Origin of the sequence: Paenibacillus guangzhouensis (assembly GCF_009363075.1) — a bacterium.
Taxonomy (GTDB): Bacteria; Bacillota; Bacilli; order Paenibacillales; family Paenibacillaceae; genus Paenibacillus_K; species Paenibacillus_K guangzhouensis.
This window is the reverse complement of sequence record NZ_CP045293.1, coordinates 2,157,539-2,183,768: the sequence shown is the minus strand read 5'-3', so window position 1 is coordinate 2,183,768 and position 26,230 is coordinate 2,157,539. Positions and strand designations below refer to the sequence as shown.

The 26,230-nt window shown below is 45.5% G+C and carries 12 protein-coding genes; 11 read left to right on the top strand and 1 reads right to left on the bottom strand.

The window, feature by feature from the left end; translation table 11 throughout:
• Positions 1–4 precede the first annotated feature (4 nt).
• From GCU39_RS09820 to GCU39_RS09805, 4 genes are all read left to right on the top strand, one after another.
• A complete protein-coding gene (locus GCU39_RS09820; RefSeq protein WP_152393343.1) occupies positions 5–2,284 on the top strand; it encodes a carbohydrate-binding protein in 2,280 nt (759 codons plus the stop codon).
• Positions 2,285–2,494: 210 nt separating this feature from the next.
• Positions 2,495–4,087 carry a response regulator gene (locus GCU39_RS09815; RefSeq protein ID WP_152393342.1) on the top strand — a complete coding sequence of 531 codons (1,593 nt, stop codon included), beginning with the start codon at positions 2,495–2,497 and terminating at the stop codon, positions 4,085–4,087.
• A 269-nt stretch (positions 4,088–4,356) separates the two neighbouring features.
• Positions 4,357–7,023 (top strand): beta-1,3-glucanase family protein, encoded by a 2,667-nt coding sequence (locus GCU39_RS32390; protein WP_321575633.1) that lies wholly within the window; start codon positions 4,357–4,359, stop codon positions 7,021–7,023.
• 345 nt (positions 7,024–7,368) lie between these two features.
• Positions 7,369–14,271 carry a glycoside hydrolase family 3 N-terminal domain-containing protein gene (locus tag GCU39_RS09805; RefSeq protein WP_152393341.1) on the top strand — a complete coding sequence of 2,301 codons (6,903 nt, stop codon included), beginning with the start codon at positions 7,369–7,371 and terminating at the stop codon, positions 14,269–14,271.
• Between the two features lie 424 nt (positions 14,272–14,695).
• On the opposite strand, the gene GCU39_RS09800 is transcribed toward GCU39_RS09805, so the two are convergent.
• The gene (locus GCU39_RS09800) at positions 14,696–16,159 is read right to left on the bottom strand and encodes a cellulase family glycosylhydrolase (RefSeq protein WP_193726849.1); all 1,464 of its coding nucleotides are present in this window, start codon (positions 16,157–16,159) and stop codon (positions 14,696–14,698) included.
• A 1,123-nt stretch (positions 16,160–17,282) separates the two neighbouring features.
• Here GCU39_RS09800 and GCU39_RS09790 point away from each other — a divergent pair.
• The 7 genes from GCU39_RS09790 (at position 17,283) to GCU39_RS09760 (ending at position 26,226) form a co-directional block, all read left to right on the top strand.
• Entirely contained in the window at positions 17,283–18,548 is a 1,266-nt protein-coding gene (locus GCU39_RS09790; RefSeq protein WP_152393339.1) for an RICIN domain-containing protein, read from the top strand.
• Positions 18,549–19,037: 489 nt separating this feature from the next.
• Positions 19,038–20,921, top strand: coding sequence for a cellulase family glycosylhydrolase (locus tag GCU39_RS09785; protein WP_152393338.1), 1,884 nt, complete (start codon positions 19,038–19,040; stop codon positions 20,919–20,921).
• 95 nt (positions 20,922–21,016) lie between these two features.
• Positions 21,017–23,377, top strand: coding sequence for a glycoside hydrolase family 6 protein (locus tag GCU39_RS09780; RefSeq protein WP_227793620.1), 2,361 nt, complete (start codon positions 21,017–21,019; stop codon positions 23,375–23,377).
• A gap of 414 nt (positions 23,378–23,791) precedes the next feature.
• On the top strand, positions 23,792–24,049 hold the full coding sequence (locus GCU39_RS09775) for a hypothetical protein (protein ID WP_152393336.1): 258 nt from the start codon (positions 23,792–23,794) through the stop codon (positions 24,047–24,049).
• A 177-nt stretch (positions 24,050–24,226) separates the two neighbouring features.
• On the top strand, positions 24,227–24,580 hold the full coding sequence (locus GCU39_RS09770; RefSeq protein WP_152393335.1) for a hypothetical protein: 354 nt from the start codon (positions 24,227–24,229) through the stop codon (positions 24,578–24,580).
• A 204-nt stretch (positions 24,581–24,784) separates the two neighbouring features.
• Positions 24,785–25,273, top strand: coding sequence for a GyrI-like domain-containing protein (locus tag GCU39_RS09765; protein WP_193726848.1), 489 nt, complete (start codon positions 24,785–24,787; stop codon positions 25,271–25,273).
• 110 nt (positions 25,274–25,383) lie between these two features.
• Positions 25,384–26,226, top strand: coding sequence for a tyrosine-type recombinase/integrase (locus GCU39_RS09760; RefSeq protein WP_152393333.1), 843 nt, complete (start codon positions 25,384–25,386; stop codon positions 26,224–26,226).
• The last annotated feature ends 4 nt before the right edge of the window (positions 26,227–26,230 follow it).

Sequence of the window (26,230 nt, the reverse complement as noted above, 5' to 3'; positions counted from 1 at the left end):
GTCTATGAAAAATAAAGTTTTGAAAAATGCAACTGGGATCCTTCTATCAGTAGCGTTGCTTGTACCTTCTTATGCAATCTTCAAACCGAACATAGCGTCAGCGGCGGGGGAAACCGTGAGTGTCTGGCGCACCAACGAGACGTTAACCGAAAAATTGGCGCAGCAAAGCAATATTGTCTTCTCTCCGGACGTCAACTCGAGCCAAAATACAATTTACGTGGATGAGAATGTGACCTTTCAATTTGTTGACGGCTTTGGAGCGTCGATAACAGACTCTTCAGCTTATTTAATGAATCAGAAGCTTAATGCAAGTACCCGAAATGCCCTTATGACCAATCTGTTTAGTCCGACAAACGGCATTGGCATCAGCTGGTTGCGCCAAACGATCGGTGCTTCAGATTTCTCCCATATTGGCAACTATAATTATAAAGATTCGCCTACGGCTCCTTTTTCGATCGCGCAGGATGAAGTAGATATCATTCCTCTGTTGCAGCAAGCAAGAAATTTGAATCCAAATCTAAAAGTTGTTGCAAGTCCATGGAGTCCGCCGGGGTGGATGAAGGAAAACGGTTCTATGCTTGGAGGCGAAACAGCTACGCTTAAGGCGGCACACTATGGGGATTTAGCTAATTATTTCGTTAATTTTATAGATGCGTATGCGGCGAAGGGTGTACCCATCTACGCCGTTACTCCTCAGAACGAGCCCAGGTGGGCCTCGACCGGGTATCCCGGCATGTATTTAACGCCGCAGGAGGAAGCCAATTTTGTGAAGAACAATTTGGGTCCGGCCTTAAGCGGCAAAAACGTAAAAATATTCGCTTTTGATCATAACTGGGATGTTGATTTCGTACCAGCTTATTACAACGATACCGCTGCAGCGAACTATACCTCAGCTACTGCATGGCACTGCTATGGCGGCGAAGCGACTATCATGTCAACAATGCATTATTTGTATCCGAACAAAGATACGTATGAAACAGAGTGTACAGGCGGGATATGGACGGACACAACGACAGGCCAGTTCGATGTCGACATGAAAAACCTAACCAAAACGATCCGCCATTGGTCCAAAAACTTTATTGCATGGAACATTGCACTTGATACGAATCATGGTCCTACCAATGGAGGTTGTACAACATGCACAGGGCTGGTCGAAATCAATCAAAGCAATGGAAATGTAACTTATGGGCCATCTTATTATTCAATGGGCCATCTAAGCAAGTTTGTTAACCCTGGAGCCGTTCGGATCGCTTCTACCGGCTATGCTAATGGCATCCATAACGTTGCTTTGAAGAATGCGGACGGGAGCAAAGTTCTGGTTGTATATAATGAAACGACTGCGAACAATGTATTTAAAGTAAAGTGGGGTAACCAATCATTCTCATATTCGCTTCCCCCTAAATCGGCGGTTACTTTTAAATGGTCGGGCCAGCAATCTACTGCAAATACAATCATTCCAAATACTTACGCATTGAAAGCTTCGGCATATCACGAGGCATTCTCGATTAAACCTGAAACGTCAGGCGATGTTGGAGGGGGGTTGGATATTGGCCATGCCTCGAACGGAAGTTGGATCATGTTCAAAAATGTAGATCTCGCCGGCGTAACAGGGATTAATGTCCGAGTAGCTAACGGCTCGTCTACGAGCACAACCATGGAAGTAAGATCGGGCAGCCCAACCGGGACATTGCTTGGAACGGTACCCGTAGAAGGAACAGGGAGTTGGCAAACATGGACAACGAAAAGTGAAGCTTTAAGCGGGGCCACTGGCGTTCAGGATATTTACCTTGTGTATAAAGGCAGTTTCAACTTAAATGGTATTGAGTTCACTACTTCGAACATGACGCCTAATTTATTGCTTAATGAGGGATTTGAAGCGGGCAATGCCGCAAGCTGGAACGACTGGCATCCATCCGGTCAGGCACCCGCATATGCTGTGGACAACGATACCCCTAGAACAGGTACCTATAAGCTGACGCATTATGCTTCATCGGCGTACCAACAAACGACGTATCAAGCGGTATCGGTACCGAATGGAACATACAAGGCATCCGTATGGGTCCGCTCAAGCGGCGGTCAAAACGCATTACGCTTGGAAGCGAGTAATTATGGAGGAACAACGTTATATCACGATCTTGGAGCGACATCGACTCCATTCACGTGGGTGGAGCTTGTGATTGATAATATTAACGTGACGACGGGCACAATCACAATCGGTATCCACTCTAATGCACAAGCAGGCAATTGGGCGGCAATCGATGATTTTAAGTTAGTCAAAAAATAATAATTAAACGCATAGTTGAGCTAAAGCCGCAAACGAGCTACCTTGTTTGCGGCTATATTTACAGTTAGGGATAATCCCTCTTTATGCCTGATGACAAGGATAAGACGATTGGAAGCTTATCTGCTTAACATCGTGTCATTAAAGGAACTTTATGCACCCAAGTGAGGAAGAAGCTGCCGAATCTAATATTATCTGGAGGGCTGGCTACTGATGAGAAAAGTGCTAATCGTTGACGATGAGAAAAATATCCGTCTTGGCCTTAGAGCCATGATCAACAGAGAGTTTCCAGAATGCTACGCGATTGAAACTGCCTCCAACGGAAAAGAGGCTTTGGCACGACTTGCGGATAACATTGTGGATATTGTAATCACAGATATTCGTATGCCAGTCATGGACGGTTTAACACTATTGAACCGAATTCTGGAGATGGATCGACGACCTGTGGTCATTATTCTCAGCGGACATGATAACTTTCATTATGCGAAGGAAGCTATTCGCTGTGAGGTGAAGAAATATCTGTTGAAGCCGATCGTCCGCGACGAGTTGACTCGTACCATGCTGCGGCTTGAGAAGGAGATTAAGCAGAGAGAGCAGTTGGATGAGCAATTGATTGGCTTAGTGGAACAGCGTGAAGCTTTTCGGGAGAGCCAGCTTAGTTATATGCTCAGATCTCCTCATCTGAGTGAAAAGGAGTTACGCAGTAAACTGCAGGGAATAGGGATGGAATGGCTGGCCGACGGATTTCAGGTAGGCATACTTCAGTATATGGGAACGAACCAAGATGTGGGACATGCAGATATTCAGGCACACTTACAATTGGAGATCGAGAACGCTTCGGAGTGCTGTAGGGCAAGACGCGCGCATATTTGGGACAAAGAGAACAGACTGGTGCTGATTGCTGAGCATAGGGAGCTCTTTCAGCATTTAGCAGAGCGAATTGCTAGATCAGGGTATTTGAACTACAGTATGGGGTTGAGTGTTTCAGTCAGGGGTGCCGCTTATCTACATACAGCATACCAGGAGGCACAGCAGGCGCTGAAGTATACGTTTTTACTATCGGCTCCAAGCGTGGTGCGGTTCGAAAGCATTAGCCAAAAGAGCCATGAATTTGTTCTCCCTATTGAAACGATCAAAAAAATCGCCAACATGCTCGGAACTGACCGTGATAAGGAGATGACAGGACTGCTAATGGAGGTACTCGATATCAAGACGCTTGACCAGTTCCATATCTCTTACCTGGAAGGGGTGTGTCTAGCCTTGAACGAACATATTTTTAATAAAGTATTTCGCGCCTACGGTTGCGAATCTATAGAGATTATGGGGTTATTCAATAAGGCTCAAGATATTTCGAACTTTACCCATTATTACGAGTATTTTCGCGGCGTAGAAGGCTTGCTGCGCAGGTTGAGCGAGTATATTCGAAGCATGAAGACGTTCCACATTGATCATAAAAAGATGAAAAAAGCCGTGCAGTATATGAAGGAGCATTATCACAAAGACCTCAATATGACGATCGTTTCGAATCATGTGTCGCTGAATTATTCGTACTTCAGCCAGGTGTTTAAGGAATATACTGGTGAAAGCTTCGTCAACTATCTAAAAATGCTGCGTATTGATCGTGCTCGTGAGCTGCTCGTCTCGACCGATCACAGAATTTACAAGATCAGCGAAATGGCCGGCTTTGAGAACACAAAGCATTTTAGCCGAGTCTTCAAGGATATAATAGGCATCCGCCCGCAGGAATACCGAGATCAGCAGCGTGTGATGTGTATATGGAATGATTGTAAGACCGATTGTCAATAAAGAGGCTGGCTTCAATGAGGTCACTGAAAAGTCCCACCGATGCGAAAAAGGTACAGTCACTCAAGAATTTTGAGAAGATTGTCCCTTTTTTGACAGATATCTAGGAAATCACCTAAAAAACAGTAACCTATATCTAAAATTTGAAGCCTTACGTTACCATGAGGATGGACGTACAATGAGTGTTATAAAATTGCTTACACAAATACGGAAGGCACTGGTGGTAAAGCTATGGCAAGTGCATAAAATTTATTTTGATGAGGAGCGTGTTTATGCTTATTAAAAAGAGATTTAATCGCATCTCAGTTGTGCTTTTGGCTATTATGATGCTTATCCAAGTGATAGTTCCTTTGGCAAGTGTAACCGCAGCGGCTGATTATGCATTGGCTTCTGATCGAGCTTATACGTGGCTAAAGGCGCAGCAGGATTTAACGATAGGTATGGCAGGCGATGGTATGGTGGATAGTTTTGACGATTGGTGGGATGCGACAAATCGCAAACAAATTGCATACACCTATGATCAGGCTGTAGCGGCGATTGCATTCATGCTCAAGGGTGATCGTGTCAGAGCGGAAAAGGTTTTGACCAAAATGTCTCAATTTCAAGATGCAGACGGATCCTGGATTAACTCTTACTGGTGGAACAACGGCTACGGTGAAGAAATACGCAAACATGTTGGTCCAGTGGCCTGGATGGTTATGGCCTATATGACCTATGAGAAGAAATATGGGGATTTAAGGTTCCAACCTAATGTCAAGAAAGCACTGGATTGGGCCGTAACATTCCAGAAAGCGAATGGCGGAATTTCTGGAGGCAGGACACAATGGGATGTTCCTAATACATGGACGGATGAAGTGTGGACCTCCACTGAGCATAACGAAGATATGTACAATGTGTTGAAATACTATGCAAATGTGTTCCAGGATCGTACAACGATCTACAACAATGCTGCTGATGGAGTTAAAAACTTCTTGGATAACGTCGTATGGAACGACTCGCTAAAACGTTGGAACGGCGGATGGAAAAACAATACGAATCTGATCGATCCTAACGTGCCATTGGATGTCAACCCTTGGGGTGTCCTTTCAATGGGCTTAACAGGTACAAGAGATTATAAACAGTCGCTTGCTTTTGTCGATAATGCTAACGGTACAGGAACTGTAGCAGATCCTAAATATGTACATACGTTGGATTATGATGGCACCAACATGATGACAGCTTATGATTTCGATTGGGAATATGATTGTGCCGAAGCAGTTACACCAACCGGACAGCCAAACGGAAATAAATGCGCGGATATTTGGTTCGAAGGTTCCGCATTCATGTCCACGGCGCATTACATGAACGGCAATACGGCCAAGGCAAACGCCATTTTGGATGAATTAATCAAGAAGCAAGGTACAAGTGGAACTTTATTGGGAGGATTACCATACTCGTTAAAAGGTTCGAACAATAACTATTGGAAAATGAGCCAGGAAAACTGTGTTTCAAGTACAGGATGGCTCATCATTGCCATCGCTCGGTATAATCCGTTTACCGGTGAATCTTTGACAGCTACATCAAGTGGCGGAGCGGTTATTCCTGGGAAAATTGAAGCTGAAAGCTACAGCAATATGTTTGACGTTCAGACAGAGGCGACTACCGATACGGGTGGAGGCTTGAATGTTGGATGGATAAATACAGGGAGTTGGATGGATTATAGTGTAAATGTGCAAAACGCAGGGAATTATACCGTCGGATTCAGAATAGCAAGCCCCAATGCGACAGGTCAGCTTCAATTAAAAAATGCTTCGGGCCAAGTATTAACGACGGCAAACATTCCAAATACAGGCGGATGGCAATCGTGGCAAACCGTGAATGCAAGCGTTAACTTGCCGGCGGGCAACCAAACGCTGAGACTGTACGCATCCGCAGGCGGCTTTAATATCAATTGGTTGGACTTCACGACAGGTGGATCATCTTCAATATACTCGATACCTGCCTCGTCCATACCAGCGCCGACCGGCAGCGGCGTGATATCACTTAAGGTCATGAATGGAACAAACGGAGCTTATCAGGATAATCAGATTTACTGGGGAGTTATTGGGATAAATCCCTCAAATGGAAAATGGAGTTATTTGGATGTAGGAGGGAATTTGCAGCCTATTTCACTAGCGCTTAATGATGCTCCTGGCCATCTAACGAAAAATGGGGTTAATTATGCAAACTTCTATCACAAAATAAGCGATGCATCATGGGTAAGTATGCCGAGAATAACATCAGGTAGAATGTTCCTTTGTGTAGGCACTGAATGCTACATTAAAACTTATGATAATGGATTTGCCGGTCCGAATATTGAAAACCCAACAGACCCGAATGTTGATGTTTATTTTGATTTTATTGAATTTACAGTTGACGCAGCCGGATATCACGGAAACACGACAAGGGTTGACATGTTCGGATTTCCCATTCAACACAGGTTAGTGAATACTGCCGGAAATTATGACAAAACCGTTGGTGAATTGGAAGCTGAAACACGTTCCGGCTTATTTGTAAAATTCGCTAATGAAATGCCTTCTCCATTTAAATCGCTTGGCACCGTTCAAGCTCCTTACCGGATTATTGCTCCAATTCATGGTTCTTTTGCCGCAGGCGGGGCTAATAAGAATTACTTTTCCGGTTATTCGAGTTATTCGACACAAGACATTCTCAGATGCGATGGTGCGTTAGCTAATGCTCAAACTTGTGCTGCAATCAATAGACACGTATTTACAGATAGCAACTGGAACAATGTTGGCAATTATTATCAAGCTGCTCCAGCCAATTACTATTCAAAATTTTGGCATGCATATGGTATTAACGGATTGGCCTATGGTTTTCCATATGACGATGTCAACAATCAAGCCGCTTATCTGGAAATTGGCAATCCGAAAGGTTTAATTGTTAGGGTCGGATGGTAATTTAGCATTTCATGGGGCGGATAACCGATCTTCTCTCGTTTATTGGTCGCTTCAGAGGTAGGAATATGAATTCCTACCTCTTTTTTTGTGTACTTGGCAAAAAACCTGAAATTGTACACCGTTACCTGAAAAAACGGACCTAACAATTTCACATCCGCTCACCTAAAATGAGTTCAAGGAAGACTTAATTACAAATTTTGTTTTTAGGGGTGGTATAAGAAAAGATGGCGTTTAAAACATGCGGGAATAAGTATCGCCGTTTTGATGATTATCGCGGTTCTGTTCACTGGTAAGGTAAAAGGCTAGACTCTGGGCTTTAATATGATAAGGGAGGAGATTTTGAGAATGTGGAAACGCAAGTTATCCGTATTATCAGCAGGAATTATGCTCAGCTCATCATTATCCGGAACAGCGGTATTTGCCAACGAGGGGAAAAATCCAACGGAGCTAGCCATTTACTGGAATAGTTCAAAAGCAGTAGAGGAGCGGGTCGGCGACCTGCTCTCCAGAATGTCATTGGACGAAAAGGTTGGTCAAATGGTACAAGCTGAGCGGGCGTCCGTCACACCCGACGATGTGCAGAATTACTACTTGGGTTCTGTACTCAGCGGTGGAGGTTCGTTCCCGAATGGCAAGCAATCCGACAGCACCCGCGAGAATTGGGCATCACTCGTCGATTCTTACCAATCGGGAGCATTATCCACTCGTCTAGGCATTCCCATCCTATATGGGGTTGACGCGATTCACGGCAACAGTAACCTGCTTGGCGCAACGCTATTCCCGCATAATATTGCTCTGGGTGCGACGCGTGATACAGAATTCGTCGAGCAAATCGGCATCGCAGCGGCAAAGGAAATTAAAGCCGCAGGAACGAATTGGGCGTTCGCGCCGACCATCGCGGATCCGCAAAATCTTCAATGGGGACGCTCCTACGAGGGCTTTAGCGACAATCAGGAGCTTGTTGGTGAAATGGGAGCGGCCTTCATTAAAGGACTTCAGGGTGCGACAAGAGACCAACTGAAACGTACAGACCGCGTGGTGGCTACAGCGAAGCATTTCTTTGGCGAAGGTTTAACGGAAGACGGAGTGAACCAAGGTAATGTAACAGGTATGACAGAAGAGCAGGTTACAGCGTTGGATTTGCCAATATACAAAGCAGCGATTGACGCTGGGGCACGGACCGTCATGGCTTCCTATAGCAGCATTCAAGGTTTGAAAATGCATGCGAATAAGCGTCTTTTGACTGATGTCCTCAAAGGTGATGGTGAAGGGAAATTGGGTTTTACCGGCTTTGTCATTTCTGATTATAATGCGGTGCAACAGATTACGAAGGACTGGGACGGTAAAAATGTCAGTGGCTTGAAGAATCAGATCCGCGTTGCGGTTAACGCTGGTGTAGATATGCTGATGATGCCTACGGACTGGAAGGCGACGATCATGAATCTGAAGGCATTGGTTGCTGAGGGCGGGATCTCGCTGGAGCGTATCGACGATGCCGTTACCCGTATTCTGCGCGTTAAGTTCGAATCAGGTGTGTTCGAACATCCAATGACGGATAAGAAGCTGGCTGGAATGTTCGGCTCCGCTGAACACCGCGAGCTGGCACGCAAGGCAGTCAGTGAGTCTCTTGTCTTGTTGAAGAACGACAAGGTGAACGGCTCTCCGATTCTCTCACAGCTGTCTGGGATGAAGAAGATTTTTGTGGCAGGTAAGAGTGCCTCGGATATCGGTCTGCAATCCGGCGGGTGGTCAATTACATGGCAGGGAGCTAAGGGCAACACGACGTCCGGAACAACGTTACTGCAAGGTATTCAACAGGCGGTAGGCAGCACAAAGAAAGTCACGTACAACAAGCACGGCCGGGGTGCAGAGGGCAACGATGTTGCAATCGCTTTCATAGGCGAAACGCCTTATGCTGAAAGCAACGGTGACGGATTGAACAAACTGAAGCTTGATTCGGAAGACTTGGCGACGTTGGACAATATCAAATCTTCCGGTGTACCGACGATCGTTGTCCTTGTTTCCGGACGCCCACTTATGATCGGCGACCGATTGAATGATTGGGCAGGACTTGTGGAGGCGTGGCTGCCCGGTACGGAAGGTGAAGGCGTTGCTGACGTATTGTTCGGTGACAAGGATTTCACAGGTAAATTACCGGTTCGTTGGCCGTTTTATACAGAAGCATATACAAATCCGGTCGCGGGACAATCCAATCTGGAACCCAAATATGTGCTATTTAATTATGGTTATGGACTGACGAAAGCGGAGGAAACTCCAACATTACCCATCATGCCTGACAAGCCTGGACCAAAAGACCCTTATGATAAAGTCGAAGCAGAGAATTATACGGCTAAATCCGACGGTTTAAAAAGCGAAAATTCGTCCGATACAGGCGGCGGTCAGGATATCGGCTATACTTACGGCGGTGCTTGGCTTGAATATTTGATTGATGTTCCGGTTAGCGGAACCTATGATATAGACTTCCGCTATGCAGGAGGCGACGCGGGTACTACGAACTCTGGCATACTCATCATAGATGCTAGCGGCCATACACTTGGGGAACTGAAAGGAGTCGGCTATACTGGCGGCTGGCAAACCTGGAAGACGGCGACTGTCAATGGTGTTCATTTGGAAGCAGGCGTGCAAAAGATCAAGATGCAGTTTACGAATGGCGGCCTAAACTTCAACTGGTTCGGCTCCACAGGCTTTGGTCCTGCACCCCAACAGGGTGGAAACGGAGGTGGCGCAATTATCCCGCAGAATCCGGTTCCGGGCGGTCAGGGTATGGTCCAGAGTTGGCTTTCGAGCGAACGCAGCAGCCAAAGCATGTTATGGTATTATGCCCCGCGATGGCAACCCGGCGATGAAGTTAAACAGCTGACACCTCAAGCGAATCTTGATCTGACAAGCGTAGGCAATGACGTCTATGCGACTACGATCAATATTGATCCGAACAAACAATATCAAACAATTACCGGCATGGGCACCTCGATGGAGGAGTCGACGATTTTCAATATAACCAAGATGTCGGATGCCAAGCAAAATGAGCTGTTGACCAAACTGGTGAGTAATACAAATGGCATAGGCATGAGTATGACGCGCCTTACAATCGGTACGGCGGATTTTACTTCCCGTAAATTCTATTCGTATGACGACATGCCGGCAGGTCAAACCGACCCCAATCTGGCGCATTTCTCCATTCAAAAAGATATCGATTATGGCATTATTCCAGTACTTAAGAAAATCATAGCTATCAATCCAGAGATGAAGTTCTTCGCTTCGCCATGGAGTCCTCCGGGTTGGATGAAAACGACGGATAGTATGATCAAAGGCTCGGTGAAAGACGAATACCTGCCTATTTTGGCGGATTATTACGTTAAATTTATTCAAGCTTATAAAGAGCAGGGTATCAACATTTCAGCAATGACACTGCAGAACGAACCGCTTCTAGAGATTGAGTATCCGAGCACTAAAATGCCTTGGCAGCAGGAAGCCGAGCTTGGCAAGCTGTTGCATCAGAAACTAACTGCGGCTGGTCTCGATGTGAAGCTTTGGATCTTCGACCATAACTTCAGCGACACGATGAATTATCCCGCGCCGATGTTGGCCGATGCATCTAATCGCGATGCCATTGACGGTACGGCTTTCCACGACTATGGTGGCGATCCATCGATGATGACGAAGCTGCATGACCTGTATCCAACCGAGAATATTTATCTGACAGAGCGAGCTGTTTGGGGCACTGTGGGTGCAGACCGAATAGCGCAATATTTCCGTAACTGGGCTAAGAGCTACAATTCGTGGGTTCTTATGCTCGACAGTGATATTGCCACCCATCAATGGGTCGGTACACCGGATCCGACTATGGTCATTCAGGATTCCAGTAATCCGGACAATTATTGGCTGACGCCGGAATATTACTTGCTGGGTAACTACTCGAAGTTTGTAAAGCCGGACTACATCCGGATTGACAGTAGTTATGGGTCAAAGGATCACGTAACGAACGTTTCGTTTATGAGCCCAGACAAGAAAACCATTGTTTCCGTTGTCGCCAATCAGACCGATATCACACAAACGTTCAAACTCGTTAGCGACGGCACGCAAGTGGCTGCACAAATTCCAGCGAAATCCGTCATTACGTACAAGTGGAATCGCATTGTGCTGGATCAGAAGGATCCCGTGGTAATGGCCGTCACGCCGGAATCTCTGCCTTACAATGTGGATCATAAGGAGATCTCCCTGTCGGTAACAGGCATGACGTATGGGACAAAGCTTGGCACCATTAAGCTAGGCGCTGAAGCGGCTGCCATGGGGATTACGATAGGCAAAGTAACCTATGCGAGTCCGGATCAAGTCAATGTTCAATTGAGGTGGGATAATACGCCATATTACGTGAATACGCCGTTGACGGTGACGGCATCGACGTACTCAGATACAGAACCTAGTCAAACGTTGATAGGTAGTGTCATGCTGAGGGGGACTGGACACAAAACGAATGCCACCGATATTCTGCCTGGCCCGGTAACGGCTAACGACTACTATCAATTATCAGGTGTTGCCATCAATGACGCGGACACTTCAGACGCCAAACTCACAGGTGTAGATACAGGTGATTGGGCTGAATTTAAGATTAACGTGCCTGCTTCGGGTAAATATGCAGTTACCCTAAAGGTAACCTCTCCGAACGGTGGAGGATTCCTCTTGCAGTCTGAAAATCTCAGCACTCTCGGCTCTTACGCTATTCCGAATCTGTATGGTTCGACAGCCTGGGTAGGCGCTCGGCTTACGGTACAACTTCAGGCTGGAGAACAAATCATGCGTATTCAAGGAAACAGCGGCTCGTTTGATATGCAGAATATCACTTTTGAACCCGTGATTACACAAACAGCCGGAAGCGACGGGGTCATCAAGGTTGAGGCCGATAAGTTTGTCGCAGCGGGCCAACAGGTGATTCAGTACGGAAGTACGATGAATAACCTCGGGTACACCGTTGCAGGATCCACATTCGATTATCTCATCAATGTCCCTCAGGAGGGCTACTATAAAGTACGTCTCCAATATGCTACGCCACAAGGCGGTGTTTCCGCTTCGGTATTATCAAACGGAACGCTTAAAGGCTCTGCATCCATACCGTCTACGGGAGGCTGGGGTAATTATCAAGAAGCCTATGTCGTCGTGAAATTGGATGCAGGCGTTCAAACGCTTCGCATCATGGTTAATGGGGATGGATTTAACTTCAGTGCTTTGACCATTGCACCTGGCACTCCTGAAGTTGTGAAGCAGAAGGCTAAGGCTCCTCTTGTGACAGCAACAAACAAGTTGGTTGCATTAACAACTGATATTGAAGGGGCCACCATCTACTACACGATAGATGGCTCGCTGCCGACAAAGGACAGCGTAGTTTATACCGCGCCAATCGGTGCCACATCGGCTAAGGTGATTCGTGCAATAACAAGCAAAGAGGGCTTGATTGATAGTTTTGTAACATTTTTCTCGACTTCTGGCACGTATGTTCCGGTAACAGGTATATCGCTGGATCCTGCAAATCTTTTATTACAAGTAGGATCGGTAGGCGTACTGAAAACGAAGTTCCAACCGGTAAATGTAAGCAATGAAGAGGTAACTTGGACCTCGAGCGACACTGGCATTGCAAAGGTTGATCATACAGGTAAAGTAACGGCAGTTGGAACAGGAACAGCCACGATCACGGTAACAACAGCAGACGGTGGTCATACAGCAACAGCAGTTGTAACTGTAACTGCGGTAAAAGTGCCGGTAACGGGAGTTTCAGTGACTCCAACGAAAGTTGATCTCACAGTAGGCGGCACGCAAACACTGGCAGCAACAATTGCGCCTGCAGGCGCGACGAACCAAGCAGTAATATGGTCGTCAGACAAACCAGGTGTAGCAATAGTGGATAGCACAACAGGTAAAGTAACGGCTATTGCTGTGGGAACAGCAACGATTAAAGTTACGACTGCCGATGGAGGTAAGGAAGCTACTGCGGTGATCACGGTAAAAGCAACGTCGAATACGGGAGGCGGAGGCGAATCGCCAGGAGTCAGTTCGCCAAGTACACCGAGTAAGCCAACGACGACGTCCGATTCCGGCAAAGTTATCGTTCAACCAATAACCGATGCAAATGGTGTGGCTGTAGCTATTGTTAAGCCAGAAGACATTAGAGCGGCATTACATGATGCGACAGATCACAGAATTACAATTGTCGTGAAAATGGCTGAAGGTACAAAGAAAGTGAATTTGGACATTCCGGCACAGAATATTTTGACGGACAGCAACATTAAAGCCATTCTGCTGGATACTGGCTTAGCAACCGTTACGATTAATCCGGAGCTGATTAGCAAAAATGGCGGAACTGCTGCATCCATTATCCACCTTACTGTGGAAGCGGTAGACGCAGCTAATCTGCCGGCAACCGTTCAGGGGCAGTTGAATGGAAGAACGGTCTATGATTTCAGACTTCGCATTGACGAAAAGAAGATCAACAACCTTATCGGAAGTGGCGTGCAAATAGGTATCCCTTACAAAATGAAAGCTGGGGAAAAGTCAAACAACATTATCATTTATTACAAAGATAGTAATGGCAAGCTCGAAGTTGTGAAGAACGGCAAATATAATTCGGCAACAGGCAACGTTGAATTTATGGCAAAGCGCTTTAGCCAGTATGCGGCTGCCTATTCACATGTCTCCTTTACTGACACATCTGTAACGGCATGGGCTGAGGATAGTATTCAGGCACTAGCTGTAAGGGGCGCAATTAATGGAACGGGCAATGGCTTGTTCAATCCCACAGGCAAAGTAACACGCGCAGAGTTCATTAAGATGTTAATAGATACCTTTGATCTCGCTGATGTGACTGCTGCAACAACATTCACCGATGTCCATGAAGGTCAATGGTACACGAACGCAGTAGCAAGTGCACAGAAGATTGGTATCGTAAACGGCAAGAATGACTTCACCTTTGGTGTCAACGATAACATTACTCGCGAGGAAATGACGGTAATGATTTACCGGATTAGCCAGCAATTGAACCTTACACTTGCTACCGGCCATCTTTCTGCTGCTTTCACTGATCAATCTCAAATTGCTGCTTATGCAAAAGCAGCAGTGGATACCATTAAAAGCGCAGGCATTATCAATGGTATGGAAGATGGAAGTTTCGCACCAAAGAACCATGCTTCGAGAGCACAGGCTGCAACCATGATCTTCAGACTGTTTCTTCAAGCTTAATCCGCAATCATAGTAGTTAGAAACAAAACATTGTCATTATCTTGGTTTAATAATGTCAAATAATGATGGTGTTTTGTTATACCAAGATCAAGATCTAATTGTGCTAGTAGAAAAATTATCAAAAATAAGTATTGCGAATTTCACCTGAAATTGATCAAATTGGTATACCAGTAGTACAATCAGCCAATCACCGTTTCAGGCAATTAACAGAATGTAATAAAGAAGATCACCATCCATCTGGCCAAGCTGGCCGGATGTGGTGATCTTCTTTTTGTAAAGCCTAAAAGTTTCAAGATTAGTGACATCTGTAAGCAAGGCTGTCATGAAAACAAGGTCTTTGTTAATAGTCCTATATACTTCATGCGATTATAGTCTATTCATTTTATAGTTTTAGCTTAATGATCCTGATTTAATAGCTACAAGACTAATTTAATTGATATAGGTTCCACTTTTGCGCGTTTGTACCATTGTCATCCCAAATTTGTACATTTGTACCGTTCGCAGTGCCTGCAGAGTCTACATCCAAAGCTTTACCGCTATTACTATCAATCAGTTTATAAGCGCTTCCAACTTTGATAATACTCCATTTCTGATTGGCGCCGCCGCCATAGCTCCATATTTGTACATTCGAGCCATTTGCTGTTCCCCAATTAGCTACATCCAAGCCTTTACCGCTATTGACGTTAATGATTTTATACAACCCACCGCCAACATCGGTAATTACCCACTGCTGAGCACCGGTTCCGTTATCGTCCCAGATCTGGACATTCGCGCCGTCTGCAGTGCCTGCAGAAGCGACATCCATTGCTTTACCGCTACCTACGTTAACCAATTTATAGGTTTTGCCCGAAACGATGCCATCGCTTGGAGGTTGGTTGGATCCATCTTTCATCTGATCTCTAACAAATTTACCTGATGTCGTTAGCTGGGAATCTGACCATCCACCAGATGAGCTAGCGCCTGGCATCAGTGCAGCGGATGCCTCCGTTTTATCAGCTAAAGACCAGTTTGCCCAACTAAGTTTCCTATCTTTCATAAAGTCTGTCCAGACCTTGGATTCTGAAAGGTATGGACCGCCGTTACCGGATGCATCACTCGTTCCCCACTCTGTTATGAATACTGCCACACCTTTGCTTCTCGCATAATCAATACGATCTCTCAGCCATTGACCGTGAGTGCCGGCGTAGAAATGCGTTGTATACATAATGTTGCTGTAGGAGAGCGGATTGTTCGCCGCATCATGTACATCCTGACTCCATGTTCCGGTTCCTACAATAATAATACTGTTCGGAGCAATGTTACGGATAACCGGAACGACCTCCTCTGCATAAGGCTTAATTTTGCCATTCCACGTGGTGGCAGTCCCATTAGGCTCATTGCAGATTTCATAAATCACATTCGGATAATCCTTATACAAGTTGGCCATTTCACTAAAAAAGCTCTTTGCTTGTTGTTTATAGACGTTAGGATCTTGTTCACCCAACACATGCCAGTCGATGATGACATAGATGCCAAGATCAATCGCAGCCTGCACAACTTCCTTCACTTTATTTTTTTGGCTAGGGTCGTTGATATATCCGCCATCTTGCGTATACATAGCCGCGCGGAATAATGTCATTCCCCAGTTGTCTCTCATCCATTTCATACTATTGTAGTTCGCGTACTGCCCAAACCACTGCAATCCATGGGAGCTCATCCCCTTTAATTGGATGGCTTGCCCCGATTGATTGACTAATTGACTTCCGGATACTCTCAATTGGCCGTTCAGGGCTACGACCGTACCAGCTTCCACATCTTCAGCACTTATTTTGTCTGCTGGAACTAAAGTTACCGTTAGCATTAAGGTGATAACAAATGTGCATACGATTGAGATCGTTCTTTTCAGCATGTAAGTAGTACCTCCTCAAAATGGTTTGTCTGATGCTCGGCTCTTAATCTGACGGCTTTCCTTTTTCTGACCTCGTTACCTCCTTCCTTAGTACGTATTTTTATTTTATCGATCCAAGTTAGGGAAGCTCTATCCGAAGCGTGACACCTTAAACACTTTAATGACCTGTTTCAAGCAGAATGAACACAGCAATTGCTCATAGGAAAATATTTCCGAACGAAGAGTTGCAGGATGTAGGAACTGCTACTCGTTCTTTAAACCAACTTCGAAAGTTTGGGTATTCGTGTCGTATCGACCGGAATGGAGTATATGAACTAGCATAATAATGATGTTTCAGCAGTTATCGCGAAAGTCAGAAAATTTATGGACGATCATTTGCACGAAGAAGTGAATAGGGAGGATATTGCTACTTTTGTCTACCTGAATTCCGGGTATATGTGCCGCCTCCTTAAAAAAGAAATAGGACTCTCCATTTCTGAATACATGCTAAATATTAGAATAGAGAAAGCCAAAAAACTGCTCGTGTGAACGGAAGATAAAATCAGCTTTATTGCTGAAGTCACAGGCTATAGTCATTTCTCGCATTTTGCCAAAATGTTCAAAAGAGTGACTAGTATTTCTCCCCAATACCGAAAAAAATTCAGTCTCACATGTCACAATAGTGTTTATGTAGTCATTTCCCGGATAGAAGGCCTCACTCCCAAAAAAGTAATATATAGATATTGGAAGGAATCAATAGGAAGGAGAATGAAGAACAAATTGGTTTATTCAACCAGATTAACGACGAATTGGCAACACAACGGAAATGGCGTTTATAGCGAAGCTAGCATTTTTCAAGACGATACGCAAAAAATTGGATTTTCTATATGATGATGTTACCTGCAGGACTTGTTCTGATTATTAATAACTATATTCCTATGTTTAGCGCGATCATTGCTTTCAAAAACATCAACTAAAGGAATTCTCTAAAAACGGCAAAGCTATATCGCCATCAGCTTGCCGTTTTTTCAATATAAGCATTTGTCAAGCTCCCGTAACAAAAATATTCGGAAGGAGCGTGGTGCATAGATATATTATTAAGCAATACGATGGATTACTCGTCAGTGAAAAAGGAGGAATTTCTATGTTGAAATTGAAAAGAACGTTTCTTTACGCTTTCGTATTCCTTATGCTATTCAGCTTGATCTTGGGACCACTTCCTTCGATTAAGGCTGCGACCACTTGGAACTTGGTCTGGAGCGATGAATTTAATGGGAATTTCGGTGCCGCACCTAATGCTGGTAAATGGGACTATAATATCGGAGGTAATGGCTGGGGAAACCATGAATTACAGAACTATACAGACAGAAGAGACAACTCCTATTTGGATGGTAACGGTAATTTAATCATCAAAGCGATCAAAGAAAATTACGGCGGAAATTCTTATACTTCTGCACGATTACTGACAAGCGGAAAATTCACGCAAACATACGGCAAGTTTGAAGCACGTATTAAATTGCCTTATGGCAAAGGGATCTGGCCAGCGTTTTGGATGCTTGGCGAAGATCCGAATTCAACGGGCTGGCCTAACATGGGGGAGATTGACATTATGGAGAATCTGGGTCATGACTCTTCTACTGTTTATGGCACAGCGCATGGCCCAGGCTATTCCGGTTCTGGTGGTATCAGCAAACCTTACACTTTGCCGAACGGACAGCAGTTCAAGGACGCATTCCATGTGTTCACTGTAGAGTGGGAGCCTACGCAAATCCGTTGGTACGTGGATGGCAATCTTTATCATACCTTTAACAAAAGCCAACTTGGTTCGGGTAAAACATGGGTTTTCGACCATCCATTTTTTATTATCATGAATCTGGCAGTAGGCGGGGATTGGCCTGGGTACCCGGATGCTAGCACAAGTCTTCCACAAATGATGACGGTTGATTATGTTCGAGTTTATACGGCAGACTCTACGCCTATTGAGCCTGGAGCGATATATAAGCTGATCAATGTGAATAGCGGAAAAGCGCTTGATATTTTTGCTGCAGGCACATCAGACGGTACAAATGTACAAATCTATACAGATAACAATTCGGCAGCACAAAAATGGAGAATATCTACCAATTCAGATGGCAGCTTCAAGTTAATCAACCCAAATAGCGGTAAAGCCTTGGATGTCGACAGTGCAGGAATAACCGACGGCACGAATGTACAGATATGGTCGGAGAATGGAACAGCTGCACAAAAGTGGAGTATGATTGATAATGGCGATGGCAGCTTCAAACTGATAAACGTACGAAGCGGGAAAGCACTAGACGTTAGCTCTGCGGGTACTGCCGATGGAACGAATGTGCAAATATGGACCGATAACGGAACCGGTGCCCAGAAGTGGAGATTGATTAAACTGTAGCCTGTTGTTGAATTGGGAACATTGGTGAATAAAAGAAAAAACTTCTTCTACAAAGTCATGGGCATATTACCCAGATTCGTTGAGGAAGTTTTTTTATTGTTCGAATGATCTAATGCAGAGATTAATATTGAAATTTGGCGGTACGCCTGGAAATGTAGATGGAACCGTCTTATGCCTTTTTCATTTTAAAGTTATTAACGCAGTTGAGTCATTAGAGTGTTAAACGGGTAATTAAAATTATAGCGATTATAGGCCTTTCCTCCATATAATGGGCTCACGATTTAATAAATGCAACTCCAATTCTCTCCCATCCTCGATATCCCCTTCTTGAATTGAGAAAACACAGTACGCTCCATTCCAAAGAGATCTTTGTCATTCCGATTGAAAGGAAGTGATTAACAAATCGGTCCGGATGTAAAGGAGGCGATACACATGTAGAACCTGCTTATTTTCCTAAATCCTACTCTTTTATGGAAAGGTTGGGAACAAATGAAAGGAAAGGCATGGAGACTCACATTGACATTGACACTGACCCTTTTTCTTATTGCGAGTACATTGGGATTTCAGGTAACTGCGAATGGTTCGAATTATTATCACACCAACGGTAGCCGAATCGAGGACGTTAGCGGAAACACCGCCAAATTCAACGGCGTTAGCTGGTTTGGATTCGAGACGGCGAATTTTGCGCCACACGGATTGTGGACTCGTTCGATGGACAGCATACTCGACCAAATAAAGGGTAAAGGGTATAATCTGCTGCGTATTCCTTACACCAATGAAATGTTTCAGCCAGGCAAGCTTTCTAACAGTATCGATTATTCGATAAACCCCGATCTTCAGGGATTGACGCCTATTCAGATTCTAGACAAATTGATTGAAAAAGTGCGCGCAAAAGGAATGAAGGTGCTTCTGGACCGACATCGTCCGACATCCGTCGAACAATCGGAACTGTGGTACACTTCAACAGTTTCGGAAACGACGTGGGTAGAAGACTGGAAGATGTTGGCGCAGCGCTATTTGGGCAACGATACGGTAATTGGGGCGGATCTGCATAACGAGCCTCATGGCAACGCCTGCTGGGGCTGCGGCGATTTGGCCCGTGATTGGCGCTTGGCCGCCGAGCGTGCTGGCAATGCCATACTAAGCGTGAATTCGAATTGGTTGATCATTGTTGAAGGCGTAAGCTCTAATGTTCAGGGCCAGACAGGGAACTACTGGTGGGGCGGCAACCTAAAAGGGGTGCAAAATGATCCAGTGCGCTTGGATGTAGCCAATCGGGTCGTATATTCTCCTCACGATTACGGTCCAGGAGTAGCGAGTCAGCCTTGGTTCTCCGACCCCACTTTTCCTAACAACTTGCCAAGCATATGGGATGCATATTGGGGATATATCCATAAAAACAATGTCGCTCCGATTCTTGTCGGCGAATTCGGCGGCAGAAACGTCGATACTACGTCTTCGGAAGGCAAATGGCAAAACACGCTGGTTGATTATATTCGTGCGAATAATATGTATTGGACGTATTGGTGCGTCAATCCAAACAGCGGCGATACCGGTGGACTACTGCTGGATGATTGGGTCACATGGAATCAACCGAAACAAGATATGCTTAACCGTTTGATGGAAGCGTCCCCTGGTCCTACTGTGCCTAGAGCTCCGGCGAGCGTGACGGCGACGGACGGCAACACGCAAGCCTCGCTTAGCTGGACGGCGACGAATGATGCGACTAGCTATAACGTTAAGCGTTCGACGACAAGCGGCGGCCCGTATACGACGCTAGCGGTCGGTGTAACGGGAACGAGCTACACGGACACCGGCTTGACCAACGGCACGACTTACTATTATGTAGTGAGCGCAGTGAACAGTGTGGGAGAAAGCCCGAACTCCGCGCAAGTGGGGGTGACGCCGCAGAGAGCGCCATCGGGTAATCTGACGGTACAGTACCGCGCAGCAGATACAAACGTCAATGACAACCAGATCAAGCCTCATCTCAACATCAAGAATAACGGCACGAACTCTGTTAACTTAAGCGACCTCAAGATAAGGTATTACTTTACGAAAGACGGCTCCTCAACGGTGAACGCATGGATTGATTGGGCGCAGGTAGGCGGTGAGAATATTCAACATACGTTTGCCAGCACAAGCGGAAATAGTACCGATACCTATGTCGAGCTCAGCTTTTCTTCAGGCGCCGGTTCCATTCCGGCAGGCGGACAGTCCGGCGAAGTCCAGCTCCGCATGGCTAAAACCGATTGGTCGAACTTTAACGAAGCAAACGATTACTCGTTCGATGAGACGAAGACGTCGTTTGTGGACTGGGATAAAGTGACGCTCTTCCAGAACGGAACGCTTGTCTGGGGAATCCAGCCTTAAAGTTGAACTTAGGTGAATACAAAGGAGTTGAGACAATGATAATTGCTCTGTCTACAATTAAGCGAACCTGGATGCTTTGTATGGTATTGGTCTTGATGATAAGTACTTTCCTAACGTATGACCTCCCCAAAAGCTTCGCGGATGAAACGCATGTGGATAATCCGTTCTTGGGTGCGACGGCGTATATAAACACAGACTACGCTGCGTTGATTGATACGTCGATCGCGCAGGTTAGTGATAGCACGCTGATTGCGAAGATGCAGACGGTAAAGTCATACCCGACTGCCATATGGCTTGACCGGATCGCGGCAATCCAAGGCGGTGCAGCGAATGGAGGACGCAAAAGCCTTGTGGAAACGATGGATGCCGTGTTAGCGCAAAAGAAAGGCAGCACACCAATCACCGCAACATTTGTTATCTATGACATGCCGGGGAGGGACTGCCATGCTTTGGCGTCGAACGGAGAGCTGCCGCTCACACCTGCGGGCTTGCAGACGTACAAAACACAATACATCGATGCGATCGCCAGTGTGTTTTCTGACTCGAAATACCAGAACATCCGGATTGTAACGGTGGTCGAGCCAGATTCATTACCGAACCTTGTAACTAATTTGAGTGATCCGAAATGTGCGCAGGCAAACTCAACGAATATTTACCGTGATGCGAATCAGTATGCTCTGAATAAGCTGCATGCGATTCCGAATGTGTATACCTACATGGATATCGGGCACTCCGGTTGGCTCGGTTGGGATACGAACTACAAGCCTGCCATCGAGCTCTTCACCACTGTGGTGGCGGGGACTACGGCCGGGTTGGCAAGCGTTGACGGCTTTATCACCGACACGGCGAACACCACCCCGTTAGAGGAACCTTATCTGCCTGATCCGAACTTGACTATCGGCGGGCAGCAGTTGAGATCCGCTAATTACTATCAGTGGAATCCGAATTTCGATGAAGCGGATTTTACTGCGGCGTTATACGCCGGTTTTGTGGCGAATGGCTGGCCGCCGAGTATTGGCTTCCTGATCGATACTTCACGCAACGGTTGGGGAGGCCCCGGCAGACCGACCAGTGCGAGCGGCACTACCGTTAACGAGTATGCCAACTCCGGCCGCGTCGACAAGCGTTTCCACCGGGGAAATTGGTGCAACGCGGCCAGCGCAGGTATGGGGCAACCACCAACGGCTGCGCCCGTAGGGTACCCGGCGTCTCATCTCGATGCGTTCGTGTGGGTGAAACCTCCGGGAGAATCGGATGGGGCCAGTAAAGAGATTCCGAATAATGAGGGCAAAGGCTTTGACAGAATGTGTGATCCGACTTACACAAGCGGCAATGGTACACCGACGGGCGCTTTGCCGGATGCCCCGCTATCCGGTCACTGGTTCCATAACCAATTCGTGCAGCTTGTCCAGAATGCTTATCCAGCAATCCCCGTTAGCAATCCATCGGTTCCTGCGGCACCAACTGGTCTGACGGCGTCGGCAAGCAACACACAAGCTACACTAAGCTGGACAGTGTCGAACGGAGCGGTGAGCTACAATGTCAAGCGTTCGACGACAAGCGGCGGCTCGTATACGACGGTGGCGGCGGGAGTAACAGGAACGAGTTACACGAACACCGGTTTGACTAACGGCACGACATACTACTATGTCGTGAGCGCAGTGAACAGTTCGGGAGAAAGCCCGAACTCTACGCAAGCGAGTGTAACACCGCAATCCAACCTGACGGTGCCAGCACCTCCCACTGGCCTGACGGCGACGGCCGGTAACGTTCAAGCGGCGCTAAGTTGGACGGCATCGAACAATGCGACGAGTTACAACGTCAAGCGTTCGACGACAAGCAGCGGCCCGTATACGACGGTAGCGGTCGGTGTAACGGGAACGAGCTACATGGACACCGGTTTGACTAACGACACGACTTATTACTATGTCGTGAGCGCAGTGAACAGTGCGGGGGAAAGTCCGAACTCCGTACAAGTGGGGGTGACGCCGCAGGGAGCGCCATCGGGTAATCTGACGGTACAGTACCGGGCAGCGGATATAAATGTCAATGGCAACCAGATCAAGCCTCACTTCAACATCAAGAATAACGGTTCAACCTCTGTTAACTTAAGTGATCTCAAAATCCGCTACTATTTTACGAGAGACAGCACCTCATCGATGAACGCGTGGATCGATTGGGCTCAGGTGGGTGGCACGAATATTCAACAAACGTTTGCTAGCGCAAGCGGAACCAATACAGACACCTATGTCGAGCTCAGCTTTACTGCGGAGGCCGGTTCGATTCCGGCAGGCGGACAGTCCGGTGAAATCCAGCTCCGCATGGCCAAAGCCGATTGGTCGAACTTTAACGAGGCAAACGATTACTCGTTCGATGGGACGAAGACGTCGTTTGCGGACTGGGATAAAGTGACGCTCTTCCAGAACGGCACGCTTGTTTGGGGGCTCCAGCCTTAAAAAACAAATAAGTCTAATGTGAAAAAAACTATAAGCCGCTTTGTGGTCAAAGTAGTTTTCTAAAATTGTAGTTCACTACATTCTCGGTCGTGACAAAGCCAAAATTTTAAAGAAAGATTAATTGGAGCTAAATATTATGGATTGATAGGATTACGCTTTTATGCAAAGATGGGGTGGAATAATTCTTTTTTCGAGCTCCGTGATGAGTTATTAAGTTTAATAAAATCCGAAAATGGTTACGGCTTGTTAAACTAAAGGGACACAAAATTGTTGAATGACAAGTATTGATGAGCAGGTTCTTGTAACCTGTTCTTTTTATTAAGCTAACGGGCAGATTAACGCAACTTATCAAACACTAGTAACGTTAAACCAATTATAGATTACGTCTAAGATCTCAGAGGGGGGAACCTTTTCGTGAAAAGGACAATTATTGGTGCAACATTTCTATTTATGGGGAGCTTAATTTCCTTAGCAATTTTAATCGCCGCAGCTTTATATATACCAAGTATCACAGCATGGAGAGGTACTAAACTCTGGTTCGCTATTTATGGTGCTAATGATATGGGAAACGATGTGCAAAGTTTATTTCTTGGGCTCCCATTCACAGTGGGGATTGTTTTGTTTATTCTTGGATTTATTGTGTTAGTATTTGAATACTTTAACAAGAGTTAGCTTCCAATCTAAGTGCACTTGTTACGCTAACGGGACACTATAGTCTAATAAATAACTAAAACGCGGCTGCCAGCATAGATCGGCAGCCGCGTTGTGCTAACGGGCAGGTTACTTGAAAGGATTTGATAACTTTTTCGCGAATAAAGCTGTATAAACGGGTTTAAGGGGTAGTGGCGGGTGGCAATAGACAAAGTTAACGGAGCTGTGCTGTACTCTGTGACATTTATTCGAGATTATATTCAATTTGGTTTTCATTGCGAATCAAATGATGCATGTCTAACTGCTTATGCTTCACCATCGGTAACATTGAACTGTGTGGAGTACAGTTACGAGAATAATGGCTACCGAGATGCCCTGTCCGGCTTAATCAACCAAATAGTTAAAGATGTTCACACGGGGGATGATGATTCAATTAAAGTAATTTTTGAAGGAAATGATAAGCTCTCAATTAGTCCTACAGATAAAGAGCGAGAAATACTTATTGAATATGCGGTGTTTTATTACGGTGATATCTATATAGTTTGGAATTAGATTGATTGGTCTAACGGGACACGATAACTAAATACAATAACTAAAACGCGGCTGCCGCATAAATCGGTAGCCGCGTTTCGCTAACGGGCAGGATTGTTCAATCAATTAGCGAATAATAGATTAATGTTATATTTTGCCAGGTATAACATCTACAAAAAAGTTCAATTGAATTTTCTCAAATCAGATTCATTAAGGAGGAAGTACATGAAAGCAACCATCATCGACAAGCCGTCCATGACATTAATCGGTTTAGCGGCTAACGTAACTCTTTATGATGTGCAACAGAATCGGACCACGCTTAAACTAGCGGCGAATTTCATGGAAAGAAGAGCGGAAGTCAAAAGTTGCATTAACGAAAGAGAAGTATTTGGTATTAGTACGGACCCTGAAGATTATGATCCCGAAACAGACCTTTTCGAATTTTTTATTGGAGTTGAAGTTTCTTCGACCGAGGATATTCCTGATGGAATGATTGTTAGAGAGATCCCAGCCAATACTTATGTTTTATTTACATTCGATGGTCCAGCCGAAAATGCTGGTGCCGTACATGCTTATTTATACTCTACGTGGTTAAAAGAAAGCGGATATGAACTCGCTGGGCTATATAATATCGAAATCTACGATGAAAGAAATCATGGTCCTGAGTCTGCGGAGTCTGTTACGGATATTTGCTTTCCCGTTCGCAAAAAGTAATGGCATTTCGCAAATATGGATTAAACTAACGGGACACGCTAGTTTAATAGATTAAAACCTTCCATAAGAAGCAAAACTAGATTTAATAGCTCTTATGGGAGGTTATATTTATGATTTTAAGTGAGTTATGGCGACTGTACGAAGCTGATAAACGTATCCAGGGCTTTAGTTCAAGTACATTGAAAGCCTACACCCTTCAGCTCAAGATGCTGCTAAGAGAACTAGGAGACCTGGATATTTCTGAGGTTACACATAACTTGTTGAAGGAATACTTAGCGAAGCAGTCCGATCGGTTAAAACCTAGTAGTTTGGGACATCGCATTCGTTTTGTTCGTTCCCTATTCCGCTTTGCCTATGAAGAAACATACTTAATCTCAAATCCTGCTTTGAAGTTACGCGAGCCCAAAATGGACAAGCGTATTCCTAAGTTTTTGATTGAGGAAGATGTCATTCACTTGAAAATCTCTTGCCAGTCCCTGAGGGAAAGGGCACTTCTTGAGTTTCTCTACAGTACCGGATGCCGGGTTGGCGAGGTGGAGAAGTTAAACATTGATGACCTGAACTGGGAGAACAGCTCCGCTATTGTAAATGGCAAAGGCTCAAAACAGAGAGAAGTTTACTTTACAACCGAGTGTAAAGTGTGGTTGAAGAAGTATCTCGAGAGCCGAGAAGATACTTGTAAGGCCTTATTTGTAACCGATACACATCCAACAAGGCGAATGACTATCCCGACGATCAGGTGGGCATTAAAACGGCTTGCAGGTCGGGGAGAGATCGAAGCAAATGTATATCCGCATCGCTTTCGTCATACTTATGCGTGTCAACTCCTTGATAACGGTGCGCCATTAGATTTCATTCAAGGTATGTTGGGACATGAAAAAGCATCAACCACTCAAATTTATGCCCAGCTGCGTGGGGAACGCCGACGAGAGCTCTACCGTCGGTTTTTTTAGCATT

What these genes read in the sequence shown, in the direction of transcription:
- GCU39_RS09790 (WP_152393339.1), top strand. Translation starts at nt 17,283, where the DNA reads ATGTTGAAATTGAAAAGAACGTTTCTTTACGCTTTCGTATTCCTTATG.
- GCU39_RS09780 (WP_227793620.1), top strand. Translation starts at nt 21,017, where the DNA reads ATGATAAGTACTTTCCTAACGTATGACCTCCCCAAAAGCTTCGCGGAT.
- GCU39_RS09805 (WP_152393341.1), top strand. Translation starts at nt 7,369, where the DNA reads ATGTGGAAACGCAAGTTATCCGTATTATCAGCAGGAATTATGCTCAGC.
- GCU39_RS09800 (WP_193726849.1), bottom strand. Translation starts at nt 16,159, where the DNA reads ATGCTGAAAAGAACGATCTCAATCGTATGCACATTTGTTATCACCTTA.
- GCU39_RS09815 (WP_152393342.1), top strand. Translation starts at nt 2,495, where the DNA reads ATGAGAAAAGTGCTAATCGTTGACGATGAGAAAAATATCCGTCTTGGC.
- GCU39_RS09820 (WP_152393343.1), top strand. Translation starts at nt 5, where the DNA reads ATGAAAAATAAAGTTTTGAAAAATGCAACTGGGATCCTTCTATCAGTA.
- GCU39_RS09785 (WP_152393338.1), top strand. Translation starts at nt 19,038, where the DNA reads ATGAAAGGAAAGGCATGGAGACTCACATTGACATTGACACTGACCCTT.
- GCU39_RS09760 (WP_152393333.1), top strand. Translation starts at nt 25,384, where the DNA reads ATGATTTTAAGTGAGTTATGGCGACTGTACGAAGCTGATAAACGTATC.
- GCU39_RS09765 (WP_193726848.1), top strand. Translation starts at nt 24,785, where the DNA reads ATGAAAGCAACCATCATCGACAAGCCGTCCATGACATTAATCGGTTTA.
- GCU39_RS32390 (WP_321575633.1), top strand. Translation starts at nt 4,357, where the DNA reads ATGCTTATTAAAAAGAGATTTAATCGCATCTCAGTTGTGCTTTTGGCT.